The sequence below is a fragment of the Pseudomonas sp. SWI7 genome, from assembly GCF_006351945.1.
Lineage (GTDB): Bacteria > Pseudomonadota > Gammaproteobacteria > Pseudomonadales > Pseudomonadaceae > Aquipseudomonas > Aquipseudomonas fulva.
The window spans coordinates 3,721,768-3,738,489 of the sequence record NZ_CP040930.1; the positions used below are offsets into that span (position 1 = coordinate 3,721,768).

At 61.9% G+C, this 16,722-nt stretch carries 17 protein-coding genes; 10 read left to right on the forward strand and 7 right to left on the reverse strand.

Going from position 1 to position 16,722, the window contains the following annotated elements:
• Positions 1-3: 3 nt before the first annotated feature.
• The 3 genes from dsbA to FH041_RS23045 all read right to left on the reverse strand — a co-directional run bounded on the left by dsbA (position 4) and on the right by FH041_RS23045 (position 1,709).
• Positions 4-636, reverse strand: a complete 633-nt coding sequence (gene dsbA / locus FH041_RS16925) for a thiol:disulfide interchange protein DsbA (RefSeq protein WP_027913233.1) — start codon at positions 634-636, stop codon at positions 4-6.
• 151 nt (positions 637-787) lie between these two features.
• On the reverse strand, positions 788-1,405 hold the full coding sequence (locus FH041_RS16930; RefSeq protein WP_027913234.1) for a cytochrome c: 618 nt from the start codon (positions 1,403-1,405) through the stop codon (positions 788-790).
• 31 nt (positions 1,406-1,436) lie between these two features.
• On the reverse strand, positions 1,437-1,709 hold the full coding sequence (locus FH041_RS23045) for a cytochrome c5 family protein (RefSeq protein WP_080992798.1): 273 nt from the start codon (positions 1,707-1,709) through the stop codon (positions 1,437-1,439).
• 228 nt (positions 1,710-1,937) lie between these two features.
• On the opposite strand from FH041_RS23045, the gene yihA reads away from it, so the two are divergent.
• Complete coding sequence (gene yihA, locus FH041_RS16940; protein ID WP_027913235.1) at positions 1,938-2,570, forward strand: ribosome biogenesis GTP-binding protein YihA/YsxC; 633 nt, start codon at positions 1,938-1,940, stop codon at positions 2,568-2,570.
• A 298-nt stretch (positions 2,571-2,868) separates the two neighbouring features.
• Here yihA and polA read toward each other — a convergent pair whose 3' ends face one another.
• Complete coding sequence (gene polA, locus FH041_RS16945; protein WP_168199546.1) at positions 2,869-5,616, reverse strand: DNA polymerase I; 2,748 nt, start codon at positions 5,614-5,616, stop codon at positions 2,869-2,871.
• Between the two features lie 75 nt (positions 5,617-5,691).
• On the opposite strand from polA, the gene FH041_RS16950 reads away from it, so the two are divergent.
• On the forward strand, positions 5,692-5,979 hold the full coding sequence (locus FH041_RS16950) for a DUF2782 domain-containing protein (protein WP_027913237.1): 288 nt from the start codon (positions 5,692-5,694) through the stop codon (positions 5,977-5,979).
• A 68-nt stretch (positions 5,980-6,047) separates the two neighbouring features.
• Positions 6,048-6,998 carry a homoserine kinase gene (locus tag FH041_RS16955; protein WP_027913238.1) on the forward strand — a complete coding sequence of 317 codons (951 nt, stop codon included), beginning with the start codon at positions 6,048-6,050 and terminating at the stop codon, positions 6,996-6,998.
• 99 nt (positions 6,999-7,097) lie between these two features.
• Here FH041_RS16955 and FH041_RS16960 read toward each other — a convergent pair whose 3' ends face one another.
• Entirely contained in the window at positions 7,098-8,003 is a 906-nt protein-coding gene (locus tag FH041_RS16960; protein WP_027913239.1) for a zinc ABC transporter substrate-binding protein ZnuA, read from the reverse strand.
• A gap of 66 nt (positions 8,004-8,069) precedes the next feature.
• On the opposite strand from FH041_RS16960, the gene zur reads away from it, so the two are divergent.
• The 4 genes from zur to FH041_RS16980 all read left to right on the forward strand — a co-directional run bounded on the left by zur (position 8,070) and on the right by FH041_RS16980 (position 10,933).
• Positions 8,070-8,555, forward strand: a complete 486-nt coding sequence (gene zur / locus FH041_RS16965) for a zinc uptake transcriptional repressor Zur (RefSeq protein ID WP_027913240.1) — start codon at positions 8,070-8,072, stop codon at positions 8,553-8,555.
• Positions 8,552-9,325 carry a zinc ABC transporter ATP-binding protein ZnuC gene (gene znuC / locus FH041_RS16970; RefSeq protein ID WP_027913241.1) on the forward strand — a complete coding sequence of 258 codons (774 nt, stop codon included), beginning with the start codon at positions 8,552-8,554 and terminating at the stop codon, positions 9,323-9,325. The genes zur and znuC overlap by 4 nt, the downstream gene beginning before the upstream one ends.
• Positions 9,318-10,100: a zinc ABC transporter permease subunit ZnuB gene (znuB, locus tag FH041_RS16975; RefSeq protein WP_027913242.1), complete on the forward strand. Its 783-nt coding sequence runs from the start codon at positions 9,318-9,320 to the stop codon at positions 10,098-10,100. The genes znuC and znuB overlap by 8 nt, the downstream gene beginning before the upstream one ends.
• 125 nt (positions 10,101-10,225) lie before the next feature.
• Positions 10,226-10,933, forward strand: a complete 708-nt coding sequence (locus FH041_RS16980) for a PA5502 family lipoprotein (protein ID WP_027913243.1) — start codon at positions 10,226-10,228, stop codon at positions 10,931-10,933.
• A gap of 45 nt (positions 10,934-10,978) precedes the next feature.
• On the opposite strand, the gene katE is transcribed toward FH041_RS16980, so the two are convergent.
• Positions 10,979-13,114: a catalase HPII gene (katE, locus tag FH041_RS16985; RefSeq protein ID WP_027913244.1), complete on the reverse strand. Its 2,136-nt coding sequence runs from the start codon at positions 13,112-13,114 to the stop codon at positions 10,979-10,981.
• 222 nt (positions 13,115-13,336) lie between these two features.
• On the opposite strand from katE, the gene FH041_RS16990 reads away from it, so the two are divergent.
• The 3 genes from FH041_RS16990 (at position 13,337) to FH041_RS17000 (ending at position 15,850) form a co-directional block, all read left to right on the forward strand.
• Positions 13,337-14,344, forward strand: a complete 1,008-nt coding sequence (locus tag FH041_RS16990) for a methionine ABC transporter ATP-binding protein (RefSeq protein WP_027913245.1) — start codon at positions 13,337-13,339, stop codon at positions 14,342-14,344.
• The gene (locus FH041_RS16995; RefSeq protein ID WP_027913246.1) at positions 14,344-15,015 is read left to right on the forward strand and encodes a methionine ABC transporter permease; all 672 of its coding nucleotides are present in this window, start codon (positions 14,344-14,346) and stop codon (positions 15,013-15,015) included. The genes FH041_RS16990 and FH041_RS16995 overlap by 1 nt, the downstream gene beginning before the upstream one ends.
• Positions 15,016-15,079: 64 nt before the next feature.
• Positions 15,080-15,850 carry a MetQ/NlpA family ABC transporter substrate-binding protein gene (locus tag FH041_RS17000; RefSeq protein ID WP_027913247.1) on the forward strand — a complete coding sequence of 257 codons (771 nt, stop codon included), beginning with the start codon at positions 15,080-15,082 and terminating at the stop codon, positions 15,848-15,850.
• Positions 15,851-15,976: 126 nt separating this feature from the next.
• Here FH041_RS17000 and FH041_RS17005 read toward each other — a convergent pair whose 3' ends face one another.
• Positions 15,977-16,609: an SCO family protein gene (locus FH041_RS17005; RefSeq protein ID WP_027913248.1), complete on the reverse strand. Its 633-nt coding sequence runs from the start codon at positions 16,607-16,609 to the stop codon at positions 15,977-15,979.
• Between the last annotated feature and the right edge of the window lie 113 nt (positions 16,610-16,722).

A 16,722-nucleotide genomic window follows, 5' to 3' on the forward strand; every position in this document is an offset into this window, starting at 1 on the left:
TGCCTATTTGGCAGCGCGCTCCTTGTCGATCAGCTGGTCGGCCACGTTGAGGACGCCCTCTGGTCCGCCAGCGGTGCCCAGGTCGAAGCGGTACTTACCGTTGACCACCATGCTGGGAACGCCCGTGATTTCATACTTCTTGGCCAGTTCTTTCGCCTGGTTGACCTGGCCCTTGATGGCGAAAGAGTTGTAGGTGGCCAGGAACTTGTCCTTGTCCACCCCCTGCGTTGCCAGGAAAGCGGCCATGTCTTCTGGGTCTGTCAGGCGCTTGTGCTGGTTCTGGATGGCGTCGAATACCGCCGCGTGCACCTTGTGCTCGACGCCCATCGCTTCCAGAGTCAGGAACATCTGGCCATGGGCATCCCAAGGGCCACCGAACATGGCAGGCACACGCTTGAAGTTGACGTCCTCGGGCAGCTTGTCGACCCACGGGTTGATGACAGGCTCGAAGTGATAGCAATGCGGGCAGCCATACCAGAACAACTCGACCACTTCGATCTTGCCAGGCACGGAAACCGGAACCGGGTTGCTCAGCTCGACATACTCCTTGCCGGCTACAGGCTCTGCGGCCTGAACGGAAGTCATACCAAGTACGCTGGCAGCGACCAGCGCAGCGCTGAGAATCAGTTTACGCATGCTTTACTCCTGAGCAGTCATGGGTCGCCACGGCACGACCTGGATTGAGACAGGCCGGGAAGGGCTCTAGTTCTGTAGTGTAACGGCTGCGGACGAAAAAAAGGGCAGCCGCGCCGCCCTTTCATCTTTGGCTTTCAACATTAACCGGGCATTAATGCAGGCCCTGGATGTAGCTGGCCAATGCCTCGATGTCATGGTTACTGAGCTTCCCGGCGATGGTGCGCATGGTCATGGCATCCCCATCGTTGGTGCGATTGCCTTCACGGAAGTCCGTCAGCTGCTTGCTCACGTACTGGGCATGCTGCCCGCTCAGGTGAGGGAACCCGGCCAGTGCGATACCCGCCCCGTCAGGCGAGTGGCAGCCCGTGCAGGCCGGCATGCCCTTGTCCAGGTCGCCACCGTTGAACAGCGCACGCCCGCGCTCGACCAGCGCAGGGTCGGCCGCGCCCACGCTGCTTTTCTGGCTAGCGAAATATGCCGCAATGTCGGCCAGGTCCTGGTCGTTGAAACCGGCCAGCATGCCGGTCATCTCCAGCACGACGCGTTTGCCGGACTTGATATCGTGCATTTGTTTTTCGAGGTAGCGCTGGCCTTGACCTGCCAGCTTGGGGAAGTTCGGTGCCAGGCTATTGCCATCTGGGTTGTGGCAGGCCCCGCAGACGGCCGTCTTGGCCTGACCTGCGGCGGCATCGCCTTTGACGGGCTGCGCAGCAGTGGCCGCACCTGCGACACCCAGGCTCAACAGCAGACTCACGACTAGTTTGTTCATCAGCTAATCCAACACGGCTAGGGGTGAAATGTTATGTATCGGGACTGCCATTCATCCAAAGGATGACCAGACGGTAGTCCTCGGCACTGCAGTCCATGCACAATCCACGCGGCGGCATAGCCTTGAAACCCTGAGCATTGTGCCGTGCCGAGATATTCATGCATTGCGCCAGATCAGGATTCAGGTTGCCCGATCGCCCCTCTGGGCTCATGGAGCAGGCGTTCGCTGTACCCGCCGCGCACACGCGGTTGTACAACACCTCGGAATCCTGTGTAGCCTGTGCGCTGAAAACCGGCAGGAACAGACCGACAGCAAGCGGCCATTGCGTATTGCGCCATGACGTTCAGGGTTGGGGGCCGCGCTGCGTTCTAATGCGCAAGCTCATGTTCGACACCCCATGCTCGTTCCCCAAAGCCGGGAGAAAGAGCACACAAAAACTGGGGCATTATATACTTCCGCCACCCAAACGGAAACGACACCGCTTGCCAGGCCCCGCTCAACAGGGGGCTGGCATCACCACATCGGATATCCCATGCAAGTCAAGAACCCCATCCTCGGCCTGTGCCAGAAAGCCAAATTCGCCCTCAGCGCTGCCAAGGTCGAACAATGCCCGGACGACCAGGGTTACGAGGTGGCCTTCGCCGGCCGCTCCAACGCCGGTAAATCCAGCGCGCTGAATACGCTGACCCACGCCAGCCTGGCCCGCACCTCGAAAACGCCCGGCCGCACCCAGTTGCTGAACTTCTTCAGCCTGGATGACGAACGCCGCCTGGTCGACTTACCGGGCTACGGCTACGCCAAGGTGCCCATCCCCCTCAAGCAGCACTGGCAGCGCCACCTGGAAGCTTACCTGGGCAGCCGCGAATGCCTGCGTGGCGTGATCCTGATGATGGATGTCCGCCACCCGATGACGGATTTCGACAAGATGATGCTCGATTGGGCCAAGGCCAGCGGCATGCCCATGCATATCTTGCTGACCAAGGCCGACAAGCTCACCCATGGCGCCGCCAAGAACACCTTGCTCAAGGTGCAATCGGAGATCAGGAAAGGCTGGGGCGAAGGCGTGACCATCCAACTGTTCTCGGCCCCCAAGCGCCTGGGCCTTGAAGACGCCTACCGCGTGCTGGCCGACTGGATGGAGCTCGAAGACAAGCCTGTCGCCTGAGGGCCAAGGCCCGCGCCAGGCAAATTTCAGGCAAAAAAAACCCCGGACTTCGTATGGGGAGGGGGAAGTTCGGGGTCCAAGCCCGGACCGCTAGGGCGGGGTCCGGATATCTGCCAACACTTAACACAACATAGGAGCATCGAACGGCTTCACCAGCCATTCAGGTACTCTGAGTTGCAGTTCACTGCTTTAGTTCCTGGGGCCTGGAACTATTTGCGACAGTTTCATGAAACCGGTTGTGACAGCCCAGGGCGACTGTGACGGCAAACCGCACCACAACGCCCCTTGGCCCGCGCAATCAGTGGGCTTCGTCCCAGTTTGCGCCCACACCGGCCTCGACCAGCAACGGCACGTCCAGTTGCGACGCCTGACTCATGTGCTTTCGAATTTCATCTTTCACCAGATCCACGAGGTCTTCGCGCACCTCAAGAACAAGTTCGTCGTGCACCTGCAGGATCACCCGCGCATCCAGTGCGCTTTCGGTCAGCCAGTTGTCCACATTGACCATGGCGCGCTTGATGATGTCGGCAGCCGTACCCTGCATCGGCGCGTTGATCGCCGTGCGCTCGGCTCCCCGGCGCAAGGCTGGGTTCTTGGCGTTGATATCAGGCAGGTAGAGCCGGCGACCAAACAGGGTTTCCACGAACCCCTGCTCTGCGGCCTGGGCACGGGTACGCTCCATGTAGGCCAACACCCCTGGATAGCGTGTGAAGTAACGATCGATGTAATCCTGGGACTGCTTGCGGTCCACCCCGATCTGCTTGGCGAGACCAAAGGCGCTCATGCCGTAGATCAGCCCGAAGTTGATCGCCTTGGCGCTGCGCCGCTGGTCATGGGTGACCTGTTCGAGCGCAACGCCAAATACTTCGGCCGCCGTCGCCCGGTGCACGTCCAGATCGTTCTGGAACGCGTGCAGCAAGCCTTCGTCCTTGGCCAGGTGCGCCATGATGCGCAGCTCGATCTGGGAATAGTCGGCGGCCAGCAGCTTGTAGCCAGGGCTTGCGATGAAGGCCTGGCGGATTCGCCGGCCTTCGGCCGTGCGGATCGGAATGTTCTGCAGGTTCGGGTCACTGGACGACAACCGGCCCGTGGCCGCCACTGCCTGCTGGTACGACGTGTGGATTCGCCCCGTGCGAGGGTTGATCTGCCCCGGCAGCTTGTCGGTGTAGGTGCTCTTGAGCTTGCTCAGGCTGCGGTACTGCATCAGCACTTCAGGCAGTGGGTACCCTTGCTCGGCCAGCTCGTCCAGCACAGCTTCTGCCGTCGATGGCTGGCCCTTGGCCGTCTTGCTGATCACCGGCATGCCCAGCTTGTCGTACAGGATCGCGCCCAGCTGCTTGGGCGAACCCAGGTTGAATTCCTCACCAGCCAGTTCGAAGGCCCGCTGTTCCAGCTCGGCCATCTTCACACCCAGCTCGCCGCTCTGGACGTGCAACAGCGCCGCATCGACCAACGCGCCCTGGCGCTCGATCTTGGCCAGCACCGGCACCAGCGGCATTTCGATGTCCGTGAGCACCGACTGCACACTGGGGGTCTTGGCCATGTGCGCCTGCAATGCCTGGTGCAGGCGCAGGGTGATGTCGGCATCTTCGGCCGCGTAGGGGCCGGCCTTGTCCAGATGGATCTGGTTGAAGGTCAGCTGCTTGGCACCTTTGCCTGCGATGTCCTCGAACGCAATGGTGGTATGCCCAAGGTACTTTTGCGCCAGGCTGTCCATGTCGTGCCGCGTGCCGGTCGAGTTGAACACGTACGATTCAAGCATGGTGTCATAGGCCACCCCCTGCACCTGGATCGCGGGAGAACCATTGGCAAGGATGTTGATGTCGTACTTGGCGTTCTGGCCGACCTTGGCTTTTGCCGGGTCCTCCAACAAGGGCTTGAGCGCGAGCAGAACGGCCTCACGGTCCAACTGGGCAGGGGCGCCTTCGTAGTCGTGCATCAAGGGGACGTAGGCCGCTTCATGGGGCTCGACGGCGAAGGAAATCCCTACCAGCTGGGCGCGCTGCGCATCGAGGCCGGTGGTTTCGGTATCGAACGCGAACAGCGGTGCCTGGCGCAGTTTCTCAAGCCAGGCGTCGAAGCGGTCCTGGTCAAGGATGGTTTCATAGCGGGCCTCGACCATGGCCGCCGGGGCCTCTACCGGGGGCAACTGGTCCCCTTCCCGAGCCGCATCGCGCTGCAGGTCGGCAATCCAGCTCTTGAACTCCATTTCGGTATACAGCGCCAGCAGCGCCTCGCGGTCTGGTTCGCCGCACACCAGCGCATCGACTTCGATGTCCAGCGGCACATCGATCTTGATGGTGGCCAGCTCGTACGACATGAAAGCCGCTTCACGGTGTTCTTCAAGCTTGGCGGGCAGGCTCTTGGCGCCTCGAATGGGCAGCGCAGGCACCTTGTCCAGGTTCGCGTACAGGTCGCTGAGCCCCCCGCCGATCCCGGTCAACAGCCCGACGGCGGTCTTTTCACCCACACCAGGCACACCTGGAATGTTGTCCACCTTGTCGCCCATCAGCGCCAGGAAGTCGATGATGTGCTCGGGGCCGACCCCGAATTTCTCGTGCACGCCAGCCACGTCCAGCACGCTACCGGTCATGGTGTTGACCAGGGTAATGTGCCCGTCGACCAGTTGCGCCATGTCCTTGTCGCCGGTGGAAATGATGACCGGCCGGTCCAGCGCCGCGCTGCTGCGTGCCAAGGTACCGATGACATCGTCAGCTTCGACCCCTTCGACGCACAACAGTGGGTAGCCCATGGCCTTGACGCTGGCATGCAGCGGCTCGATCTGCACCCGCAGATCGTTAGGCATGCTGGGGCGGTTGGCCTTGTAGTCGGCGAACAGAGTGTCGCGGAACGTGCCGCCCTTGGCGTCGAACACCACGGCGAACAAGCTGTCTGGGTACTGCCTGCGCAGGCTCTTGAGCATGTTGAGCACACCCTTCACCGCACCGGTTGGCATGCCCTTGGACGTGGTCAGCGGGGGCAAGGCATGGAAGGCGCGATAAAGGTAGGAGGAACCGTCCACGAGGACGAGGGGCGCTTGGCTCATGAGCAGAATCAACCTTTTCGACGGGTCCGGCGCTAGAATAGCCAGAATCATTGACGACAAAGGGACTAGGTTATCATGCGTACACTCAATCGCCTGTTACTGCTCTGCCTGATGGCAGGTCTGCCCGTCGTTACCTTGGCGGCGGATGACGCGCCCTCGGCCGATCCCGAGGTGACCATTCGCACGGAAGGCGACAAGACCATCCAGGAATATCGCCAAAACGGCTTCCTGTATGCGATCAAGATCACGCCCAAACATGGCAAGCCTTACTTTCTGGTACGCGCCGATGGCTCCGATGGCAATTTCATTCGTTCCGACCAGCCGGACATGCTGATTCCGTCCTGGAAGATCTTCGAGTGGTAATCTGACGCGCACCGTTCACATCAACCCGGCACTTCGGCCAGAAGTGCCTGCATGGGCAATCTTTCATCATGTCAGTCTTCACCCCCGTGACCCGGCCTGAGCTGGAAACCTTTCTGGCACCTTATGAGCTGGGTCGCCTGCTCGATTTCCAGGGTATCGCCGCCGGCACCGAGAACAGCAACTTCTTCGTCAGCCTCGAACAGGGGGAGTTCGTGCTGACGCTGATCGAGCGTGGGCCCAGCGAGGACATGCCGTTCTTCATCGAGCTGCTCGATACCCTGCACACGGCCCGGATGCCAGTGCCCTACGCCATTCGTGACCGTGACGGCCATGGCCTGCGCGAACTATGCGGCAAACCGGCGTTGCTGCAACCCAGGCTCTCGGGCAAACACATCAAGGCGCCCAATGCCCAGCATTGTGCCCAGGTCGGTGAACTGCTCGCACACATTCACCTGGCCACCCGTGAACACATCATCGAGCGCCGCACGGACCGAGGCCTTGAGTGGATGCTGGCCGCCGGGGCTGAACTGCTGCCGCGCCTGAACGCCGAGCAGGCGAGCCTGCTGCAACCGGCGCTGGATGAAATCGCCGCCCACCAGGCGCAGATCCTGGCACTGCCCCGGGCGAACCTGCATGCCGACCTGTTCCGCGACAACGTGATGTTCGAAGGCACCCATCTGTCCGGGGTCATCGACTTCTACAACGCCTGCTCGGGGCCGATGCTGTATGACATTGCCATTACCCTGAACGACTGGTGCCTGGATGCGCAGGCCGGCATCGATGTACCGCGCGCCCAGGCCTTGCTTGCCGCCTACGCCGCATTACGGCCGTTCACAGCAGCCGAAGCCGAACTCTGGCCACAGATGTTGCGCGTTGCCTGCGTGCGGTTCTGGCTGTCTCGCTTGATCGCGGCGGAGTCCTTTGCTGGCATGGATGTGATGATCCACGACCCAAGCGAGTTCGAGGTGCGCCTGGCGCAGCGCCAGCAGGTGGCCGTGAAGCTGCCGTTCGCCCTCTGATCCAAACCCTGGCGGCAGGCCCTGTGCGCCTGCCCATGGGGCAGAAGGCATCAGGCGCTGCCCCGGGCGCCCACCCAGATATGCAGCCGCAGCGTACCTTTACAGCTGCTCCAGGCAGCTCGCCAGGTCGCCCCCTAGCTTGTCGAGCAATCGCTCGTAGCCTTGCGCATCTACCGGATCGGTGCCACCCAGCGCATCGAGCTCGGCCAGGCGCACCGGCAGACCGGCTGTCAGGGTTTCGGCCAGCCGGGGGCGCAAGGGCGGCTCGCTGAAGACGCAAGTCTTGCCCACTTCCTGCAGCCGCTTACGCATGGCGGCCACGTGCTGAGCGCCGGGCTGCACTTCGGACGCCACGCTGAACACGCCGGTATGCTTGAGGCCATACTCAGCCTCGAAATAATCGAAGGCCTCGTGGAACACGAAGTAAGGCTTACCGGCCACACCCGCCACCCGAGCCTTGATGCGGGTGTCGAGCGCGTCCAGGCGCTGGGTGAAGGTCGCCAGGTTACGCGTGTAGCGGTCGGCATTGGCAGGGTCCACGCTGGCGAGATCGGCGGCCATTTTCCCGGCGATCACCCGGGCGTTCACCGAAGACAACCACAAGTGCGCATCCAGGCTGCCTGGGCGGTGATCATGGTCATGGTCGTCGTGGTCTTCGTCGTGGGAATGGCTGTCCTCGCCAAAGTGACGCAGCTTCATGCCCGGCAGCGACTGTACCGCGACGGTCGTCTTGCTGCGGCTGGTCAGCACCTTGGGCAAAAAGCCCTCCATGTCCGGGCCTATCCAGTACAGCAAATCCGCCTCCGCGACCCTGCGCACGTCCGAGGGACGCAGTGCGTAATGGTGAGGCGAGGCACCCGGCGGCAACAGCACTTCAGGGCTGCCGACGCCTTCCTGCACAGCAGCGGCGATCTGTTGCAGAGGCTTGATGCTGGTCAGCACATGCACGTCAGCGTGGGCGGAAAATGCGATGAAAGCGACAAACAGGGTAAGGAATCGGGCCACGGTAGGTACTCGAATCGTCAGAAACAGGTAACATAATAACGTCTCTATCCAGAATCGTCGCTGCCCATGTCCATTACGCCGCTGGCCACCCGTCCTCATGACCATTCCCATTGCGTGCACAGCGCCCTGGCTGAAGCCGACGCTCTGTGCGCTCGTCAAGGGCTGCGCCTGACGGCGCTGCGCCGCCGGGTACTGGAGCTGGTGTGGCAGAGCCACAAACCGCTGGGCGCCTACGACATCCTGGCGGTGCTGAGCGAACAGGATGGCCGTCGCGCGGCGCCGCCAACGGTGTACCGCGCGCTGGACTTCCTTCTGGAAAACGGTCTCGTGCACCGCATCGCTTCGCTCAACGCCTTTATCGGTTGTAGCCATCCCGAGCATACGCACCAGGGGCAGTTTCTCATTTGCCGACTGTGCCATATCGCCATTGAGCTGGAGCAGGCGAGTATCAGCGATGCCATCGTCGGCAGCGCCAGGCATGTAGGTTTCACGGTCGAGAACCAAACCGTCGAGGTCGTGGGCGTGTGCAGCAACTGCAAGGACGCGGCATGAGCGACGCGCTGATCCGCCTGGAGCAGGTTGGCGTCACCTATGGCGGGGAGGCCGTGCTCGACAGCATCGACTTGGCAGTCGCACCCGGCCAGATCGTCACCCTGATCGGGCCCAATGGAGCGGGCAAGACCACGCTGGTCCGCGCCGTGCTGGGGCTACTCAAGCCACACCGCGGCTCGGTATGGCGCAAACCCCGGCTGCGCATTGGCTACATGCCGCAAAAAATCCAGGTCGACGCCACGCTGCCGTTGTCGGTGCTGCGCTTTCTGCGCTTGGTACCTGGCGTGGATCGCGCAGCGGCCCTGTCGGCGCTTCAGGAGGTCGGCGCCGAGCACGTGATCGACAGTCCCATCCAGACTGTGTCCGGGGGTGAAATGCAGCGTGTGCTGCTGGCCCGTGCGCTGCTGCGAGAGCCGCAGTTGCTGGTGCTGGACGAGCCGGTCCAAGGCGTTGACGTAGTAGGGCAAACGGAGCTGTACAACCTCATCACCCGACTGCGCGACCGCCTGGGTTGCGGCGTATTGATGGTTTCCCACGACCTGCACCTGGTCATGAGTGCGACCGATCAGGTGGTGTGCCTGAACCGCCATGTGTGCTGCTCCGGTCATCCCGAACAGGTCAGCGGTGACCCGGCATTCGTCGAACTGTTCGGCCAGACCGCACCCAGCCTGGCCATTTATCACCATCATCATGACCACAGTCACGACCTGCACGGTTCGGTGGTCGCCCCAGCCCCCCATGTTCACGGAGCGCACTGCAAGCATGGCTGATTTTCTTCTCTACGCCCTGCTCGCTGGTCTGTCCCTCGCGCTGGTAGCTGGCCCCCTTGGCTCGTTCGTCGTCTGGCGGCGCATGGCCTACTTTGGCGACACCCTGTCCCATGCTGCTTTGCTGGGTGTGGCCCTGGGCTTCGTGCTGGATGTCAGCCCCACATTGGCCGTCACCGTGGGCTGCCTGTTGCTGGCGATTTTGCTGGTGACCTTGCAGCAACGCCAGCCTCTGGCATCCGACACGCTGCTCGGTATCCTGGCACCCAGTACCTTGTCCTTGGGCCTGGTGGTGCTGAGCTTCATGCACGACGTGCGCATCGACCTGATGGCTTACCTGTTCGGGGATCTGCTGGCCATCAGCCCGACCGATCTTGCCTGGATTTTGGGCGGCAGCGCCCTGGTACTCGTACTGATCGCCGTCTTGTGGCGCCCCTTGCTCGCCGTCACCGTCCACGAAGAACTGGCAACGGTCGAAGGGCTACCGGTTGCAGCGTTGCGCATGGCGCTGATGCTGCTCATCGCCGTGGTCATCGCGGTGGCCATGAAGATCGTCGGCGTCTTGCTGATCACCTCTTTGCTGATCATTCCGGCGGCAGCCGCTCAGCGGCATGCGCGCTCTCCCGAGCAGATGGCCGTAGGCGCCAGCGTCATAGGCGTGGTAGCGGTCTGCGGCGGGCTGGCCTTGTCATGGTTCAAGGACACGCCTGCCGGTCCATCCATTGTGGTGTGCGCTGCGGTGCTATTCTTGCTGAGTCTGGCCCTGCCCAAACGGTGAGCGACAGGCGTCCAAGTCCTGCCTTGCAACCTTCGGCGGAGTAAAGGGTCTGTAAGACCAGTTTTCGAGCGTGCGCACCTGGGTGTAGACTTGCTCGCTTTTTGCGCAAATAGAGAGCCGCAGGAATGAAGCCGTTTGCCTCCCGTTGTCTGCTTGTTGGCGTCTTTTCCCTGTTCCTTGCCGCGTGCTCCCATGCACCGGTCGAACAGGCCAGCACGCCTGCCCAGCCTGATGCATGGCAGCAGTTGCAACAAAATATCGCCAGCAACGAGCTGGCCACCGCAGAAGACCAACTGGTCTCCCTGCAAGCGCAGTCGCCTGGCGATGGCCGCGTCGAGCAATACCAGCGCGAGCTGGCCGAAGCCTACCTGCAACGCAGCCAGATCATGTTGCAGAAGGGTGACGTGAATGCGGCGGTCACAGCCCTGGCGCGCGCGCGCGCACTGATGCCACAGGCACCGGCGGTCACTGGCGGTGATGCCGTTTCACAAGCGCGCAAGGCCGAGCTGGCCAAGGCCGAAGCCGCACTCAAGGCTGCCGAAGCCAAACCCAAGGCTCGAGTGATCGACCCCAGTGCGCCCAGTACGGTGATTGCGTTGGAAACCACCGACATCCAAGCCATGCGCCAGCAGCTCGATGACATCGCCGCCGACGTGGTCAATTATGGTTGCGATGTGGTGTTCCAGGTGCCACGCAGCGCGGATGCGCCGTGGCTGAAGACATTGCTGGCCAAGCGTGTTCGCAAGATCGACAGCACCTTCGACCTGAAACAAAAGCACGACATCCAGCGCGCGTTGCCCGCTCAGGTGGTGCTGGTACCCCACCAGCGCTAGGCCCGTGGATAGGGGCTGCAATGCAGCCCCTGACACGCGGAGGGTTTAAGCAGGAACCGCTTCGGCAGCCGCTTCACGCTCCCATACGCGATGCCCTTCCACTGCCTTGACGAACGCGTCCATGGCCTTCTGGTCGTCGCCGGTCAGCAGACCCTTGTCTTCCTTCAGGCCCAGCGTTGCAAGCAGTTCCTGGGTCAGCACCATCGCCTTGAGATGCTTGTAGCCCTCAAGCAGGAAGTGCTTGGCCAGGCCACTGGCCGCCATGGCATCGGTGGACGCCTTGCCAGCGGGTACGACGATGCCATCGAACATGATCGACGGCATGCCTTCCATGGAGGCATCTACCGGCAGTTGCGTACCGTCGGCGGCCTTCACAGGCGCCGAGGTCGGGCCCAGCAGCATGGGGCGAGCGCTCTGCGCCTCCAGGGCCTTGACCATCTTGTCGACGCTGGCGGCATCCACGCCGTTGGCGATCAGTACAGCGATCTTGCGACCCTTGATCCCGACCTTGCCCGGATGGTTCATCTGGCTCAAGGCTGGCGATTCGGCCAGCTGGCTGCCCTTGACCTTGACGGTACCGGCTTTAGGGGCTGGCAGGCCCAGGTTTTCCGCCACGGCTGCTGCCAGCTTCAGGTCGATGTTGGCGAGAATCTCATTCACCTGGCGTGCACGTATGTGCTCACGCTCAACCTTGCCCAATTCGAAGCTGTAGGCTTTGATGATGTGCTGCTGCTCGGTCGGGCTCATGCTCTGGAAGAACAGGCGTGCCTGGGAGAAGTGATCACCGAACGAATCGCTGCGCTGGCGAATCTTGTGCGCATCGACGCGCTCCTGATACGTCTCGAAACCGCCGTCGCGTGGGCCGGGCGGGGTTTCCTTCGGCCAGCCGCCGTCGATGGAGTTGGGCTCGTAGGCGGCGCGGCCTTTGTGCACGATATGCTGGTGCATCGCATCGCGCTGGTTGTTGTGGTTCGGGGCAACCGGGCGATTGATCGGGATCTGGTGGAAGTTTGGGCCACCCAGGCGGCTGATCTGAGTATCGGTGTAGGAGAACAGGCGACCCTGCAGTAACGGGTCATTGGTGAAGTCGATGCCCGGCACGATGTGGCCTGGGCAGAAAGCGATCTGCTCGACCTCGGAGAAGAAGTTGTCCGGGTTGCGATTGAGCACCATCTTGCCCAGCGGGGTGACCGGGACCAGCTCTTCAGGGATGATCTTGGTCGGGTCCAGCAGGTCGAAGTCGAACTTGTGCTCGTCGGCCTCAGGCACGATCTGCACGCCGAGTTCCCATTCCGGGTAGTCGCCGGTTTCGATGGCTTCCCACAGGTCACGACGGTGGTAGTCGGTGTCCTTGCCCGCCAGTTTCTGCGCCTCGTCCCACAGCACGGAATGCACGCCCTCGCTGGGCTTCCAGTGGAACTTGACGAAGTGGGCCACGCCTTCGGCGTTGACCAGACGGAAGGTGTGCACGCCGAAACCTTCCATCATGCGCAGGCTGCGTGGGATGGCGCGGTCCGACATGGCCCAGACGACCATGTGCGCCGATTCAGGCACCAACGAGACAAAGTCCCAGAAGGTGTCGTGGGCCGAACCGCCGGTGGGGATCTCGTTATGCGGCTCGGGCTTGACGGCGTGTACGAAGTCCGGGAACTTGATGGCGTCCTGGATAAAGAACACCGGCATGTTGTTGCCGACCAGGTCGAAGTTGCCTTCATCGGTATAGAACTTCACGGCAAAGCCGCGCACGTCGCGCACCGTGTCACCGGAGCCGCGCGGCCCCTGAACGGTGGAAAAGCGCACAAATACCGGGGTGATCTTCTCCGGATCTTGCAGGAAACCGGCCTTGGTCAGTTCGGCGTGGCAGCCATAGCTCTGGAAATAACCATGGGCACCGGTGCCTCGTGCATGGACGATCCGCTCCGGGATGCGCTCATGGTCAAAATGGGTGATTTTCTCGCGCATGATGAAGTCTTCAAGCAGCGAGGGGCCGCGGTCGCCGGCCTTCAAGGTGTTCTGGTTGTCCGAAATGCGCACACCCTGGTTGGTGCGCAGCGCCTGCCCGGTGGCATCGCTGCGGTCTGCTTCCAGGCTCTGCAACTTGGCATTGGTATTGGCCCGATCCGGGGTCTGAGTACCTGCGGCCTCGCTGTGCTTCGGCGCATCCTTGTTCTTGCTGGGCATGGTTGGCTTTCCTCATCAGTCTTCGGGCGCCCGATCGGGCTTGTCCAGTTAGTGACCCGGGCACAAGAGCGAGCGTTCCATCGGGATGACCAGCTGTCGCCATATAGCGTTCTGATTGGTCAGAGGCAAAATAAATGCTAAGAACAGCGGTTATAAAAGGCTAAAATGCGGCCCCCAGCCCACCGCTGAATCAATTTCCATGCGCCCCACAAGGTTCGCTACGTGATCGAGTTCCAACAGGTACACAAAACTTACCGCGTTGCCGGTAGAGAAATTCCCGCCCTGAATCCGACGACCCTGACGATCGAGGATGGCCAGGTGTTTGGCCTGATCGGCCACTCCGGGGCCGGCAAGAGCACCATGCTGCGCCTGATCAACCGCCTGGAAGAGCCTTCCGGCGGCAAGATCATCGTCGACGGTGAAGAAGTGACCGCGTTCAATGCCACCCAATTGCGCGGCTTTCGCCAGCAGGTCGGCATGATTTTCCAGCATTTCAACCTGCTGGCGTCCAAGACCGTCGCCGACAATGTCGCCCTGCCACTCACCCTCGCTGGCCAATTGTCGCGCGCCGAGATCGACAAACGCGTGGTCGAGCTTCTGGCCAGGGTCGGTCTGTCGGACCATGCGCGCAAGTACCCTGCGCAGTTGTCGGGCGGTCAAAAGCAGCGCGTCGGCATTGCCCGTGCGTTGTCCACCAACCCGAAGATTCTGCTGTGTGACGAAGCAACCAGCGCCCTGGACCCGCAGACCACCGCCTCGGTACTGCAGCTGCTGGCCGAGATCAACCGTGAGCTGAAGCTCACCATTGTGCTGATCACCCATGAAATGGACGTGATCCGCCGTGTCTGCGACCGGGTGGCAGTAATGGACGCCGGCCAGATCGTCGAGCAGGGCTCGGTGGCGGACGTGTTCCTCCATCCGCAGCACCCCACCACCAAACGCTTCGTGCAGGAAGACGAGCAAGTCGACGAAGGCGAGCAGCGCGACGATTTCGCCCATGTGCCAGGCCGCATCGTGCGACTGACCTTCCAGGGTGACGCGACCTATGCACCGCTGCTGGGCACCGTCGCCCGTGAAACCGGCGTCGACTACAGCATCCTTGCCGGGCGTATCGATCGCATCAAGGACGTCCCCTACGGCCAGCTCACACTTGCCCTGATCGGCGGCGACATGGAAGCGGCCTTTGCCTGCTTCAAGGCTGCTGATGTTCATATGGAGGTATTGCGTTGATGGACGCCCTGAGTTTCTTCGCTAACGTCGACTGGGCCGAAATCTGGCTGGCAACCGTCGATACCATGATCATGCTGTTCGGCTCGCTGTTCTTCACCGTACTGCTCGGCCTGCCACTCGGTGTGCTGTTGTTCCTGTGCGGCCCGCGGCAAATGTTCGAACAAAAGGGCGTGTACGCGTTGCTGTCGCTGGTGGTCAACATCCTGCGCTCGCTGCCGTTCATCATCCTGCTGATCGTAATGATCCCTATCACCGTGCTGATCACGGGTACATCGCTAGGCGTGGCAGGTGCGATCCCGCCGCTGGTGGTGGGTGCTACCCCGTTCTTTGCACGTCTGGTCGAAACCGCCCTGCGCGAAGTGGACCGCGGCATCATCGAAGCTACCCAGTCGATGGGCGCCACCACGCGCCAGATCATCACCAGCGCGCTGTTGCCTGAGGCCCGGCCAGGGATCTTCGCCGCGATCACCGTCACGGCCATCACGTTGGTTTCCTACACCGCCATGGCCGGTGTCGTGGGTGCCGGTGGCCTGGGGGACCTGGCGATTCGTTTCGGCTACCAGCGCTTCCAGACCGACGTCATGGTCGTGACCGTGGTGCTGCTGCTGGTGCTGGTGCAGGTCCTGCAAAGTGTCGGCGACCGGCTGGTTGTGCATTTTTCCCGTAAGTAACCCCAATGGGGTCGGCTCGACCGACCCGTTCGGGGGCCGTCGCGGCCCTCACAAGGAGTGATCAATGAAGAAGCTGCTTGCTGTCGCTGCCGCCATCGCGGCCTTCTCGGCCCAGGCCGATACCCTCACCGTCGCCGCTACGCCGGTGCCGCATGCCGAGATTCTCAATGTGGTCAAGCCGCTGCTGGCCAAGCAAGGGGTGGAGCTGAAGGTGAAGGAATTCACCGACTACATCCAGCCAAACGTACAGGTGGCGGAAAAGCGTCTGGACGCCAACTTCTTCCAGCACCAGCCTTACCTCGATGAGTTCAACAAGGCCAAGGGCACTGACCTGGTGAGCGTGACTGGCGTGCACATCGAACCGCTGGGCGTTTACTCCACCAAGATCAAGAAGCTCGACGAACTCCCGTCCGGCGCCACCGTAGTCATCCCCAACGATGCCACCAACGGTGGCCGTGCTCTGCTGCTGCTGGACAAGGCTGGTGTCATCAAGCTCAAGGACAACACCAACATCCTCTCCACTGTGAAAGACGTTGCCGAGAACCCGAAGAACATCAAGTTCCGCGAACTTGAAGCGGCCACCATCCCGCGCGTGCTGACCCAGGTCGATGCCGCCCTGATCAACACCAACTATGCACTGGAAGCCAAGCTGAACCCGGAAAAGGATGCGCTGGCCATCGAGGGCAGCGATTCGCCTTACGTGAACATCCTCGTCGCGCGTCCGGACAACAAGGACAGCGAGGACATGAAGAAGCTGGCAGCCGCTCTGCATTCGCCTGAGGTGAAGCAGTTCATCACCGAGAAGTACAAAGGCGCTGTAGTACCCGCGTTCTGAGCCTGCGCCCTGGGTCGCCTGGCGACCCAGGGTAAGGTTGCTACTGGCGCGTGACACAAGCACGGGGGCAATGCGCCTGTGCTATCGCCCCAGAGGCCAGGCTCCGCGCAGGGCCCTGAGCGATGCTCAGTCGCCCTGGACCAGACCAGGTAGGCGGGCCACCAATTTCTGGCTGTCGAACGGCGCACGAATGAAGCCACGCTGACGGCCGTCCGGGCCGACGATGGCCAGGTTGCCGCTGTGGTCCACGGTGTAACCGGGCTTGCTGGTATCGGCTGGGATGAAGGGAATGCTGAGCGCATTGGCCAGCTTCTGAGTGTCTTCCACGGAACCGGCCAGCCCCATGAAGTCCTTGTCGAAATAACCCAGGTACTGCTTGAGCTGGTTCGGCGTGTCGCGGTTGGGGTCCACGCTCACCAATACCACCTGCAAGCGGTCCAGCGCCTGCTTGGGCAGTTCACTCTTTACCTGCCGCAGCTGCGCCAACGTGGTGGGGCAGATGTCCGGGCAGTAGGTATAGCCGAAGAACAGCAGCGACCACTTGCCTTTCAGCTGGTCCAGCTGCACCGGCTGGCCATCCTGGTTGGTCATGGTCACGCCAGCCACCGTCCGGCTTTGCGGCAGCAGGATGATGCCAGCATCGATAAGCTCGGTGGCGCTCGGGGCGCGTTTGGCGTTGAGCACATTGTTGAGGATCAGGCCCATGATCACAACGATCAGGGCAGCGATGATGAAGACGGCTTTCTGGGTTCGGGTCATGGGCTCGGTAACAGGTTGAGGTCGACGATCGCTGTGGCGAACAGCGCACAAGGTAGGCAGTAGGGTACGCGATGCCGACATGCTGCGCATGCGGCGCGGCGCCACGGCCTGCA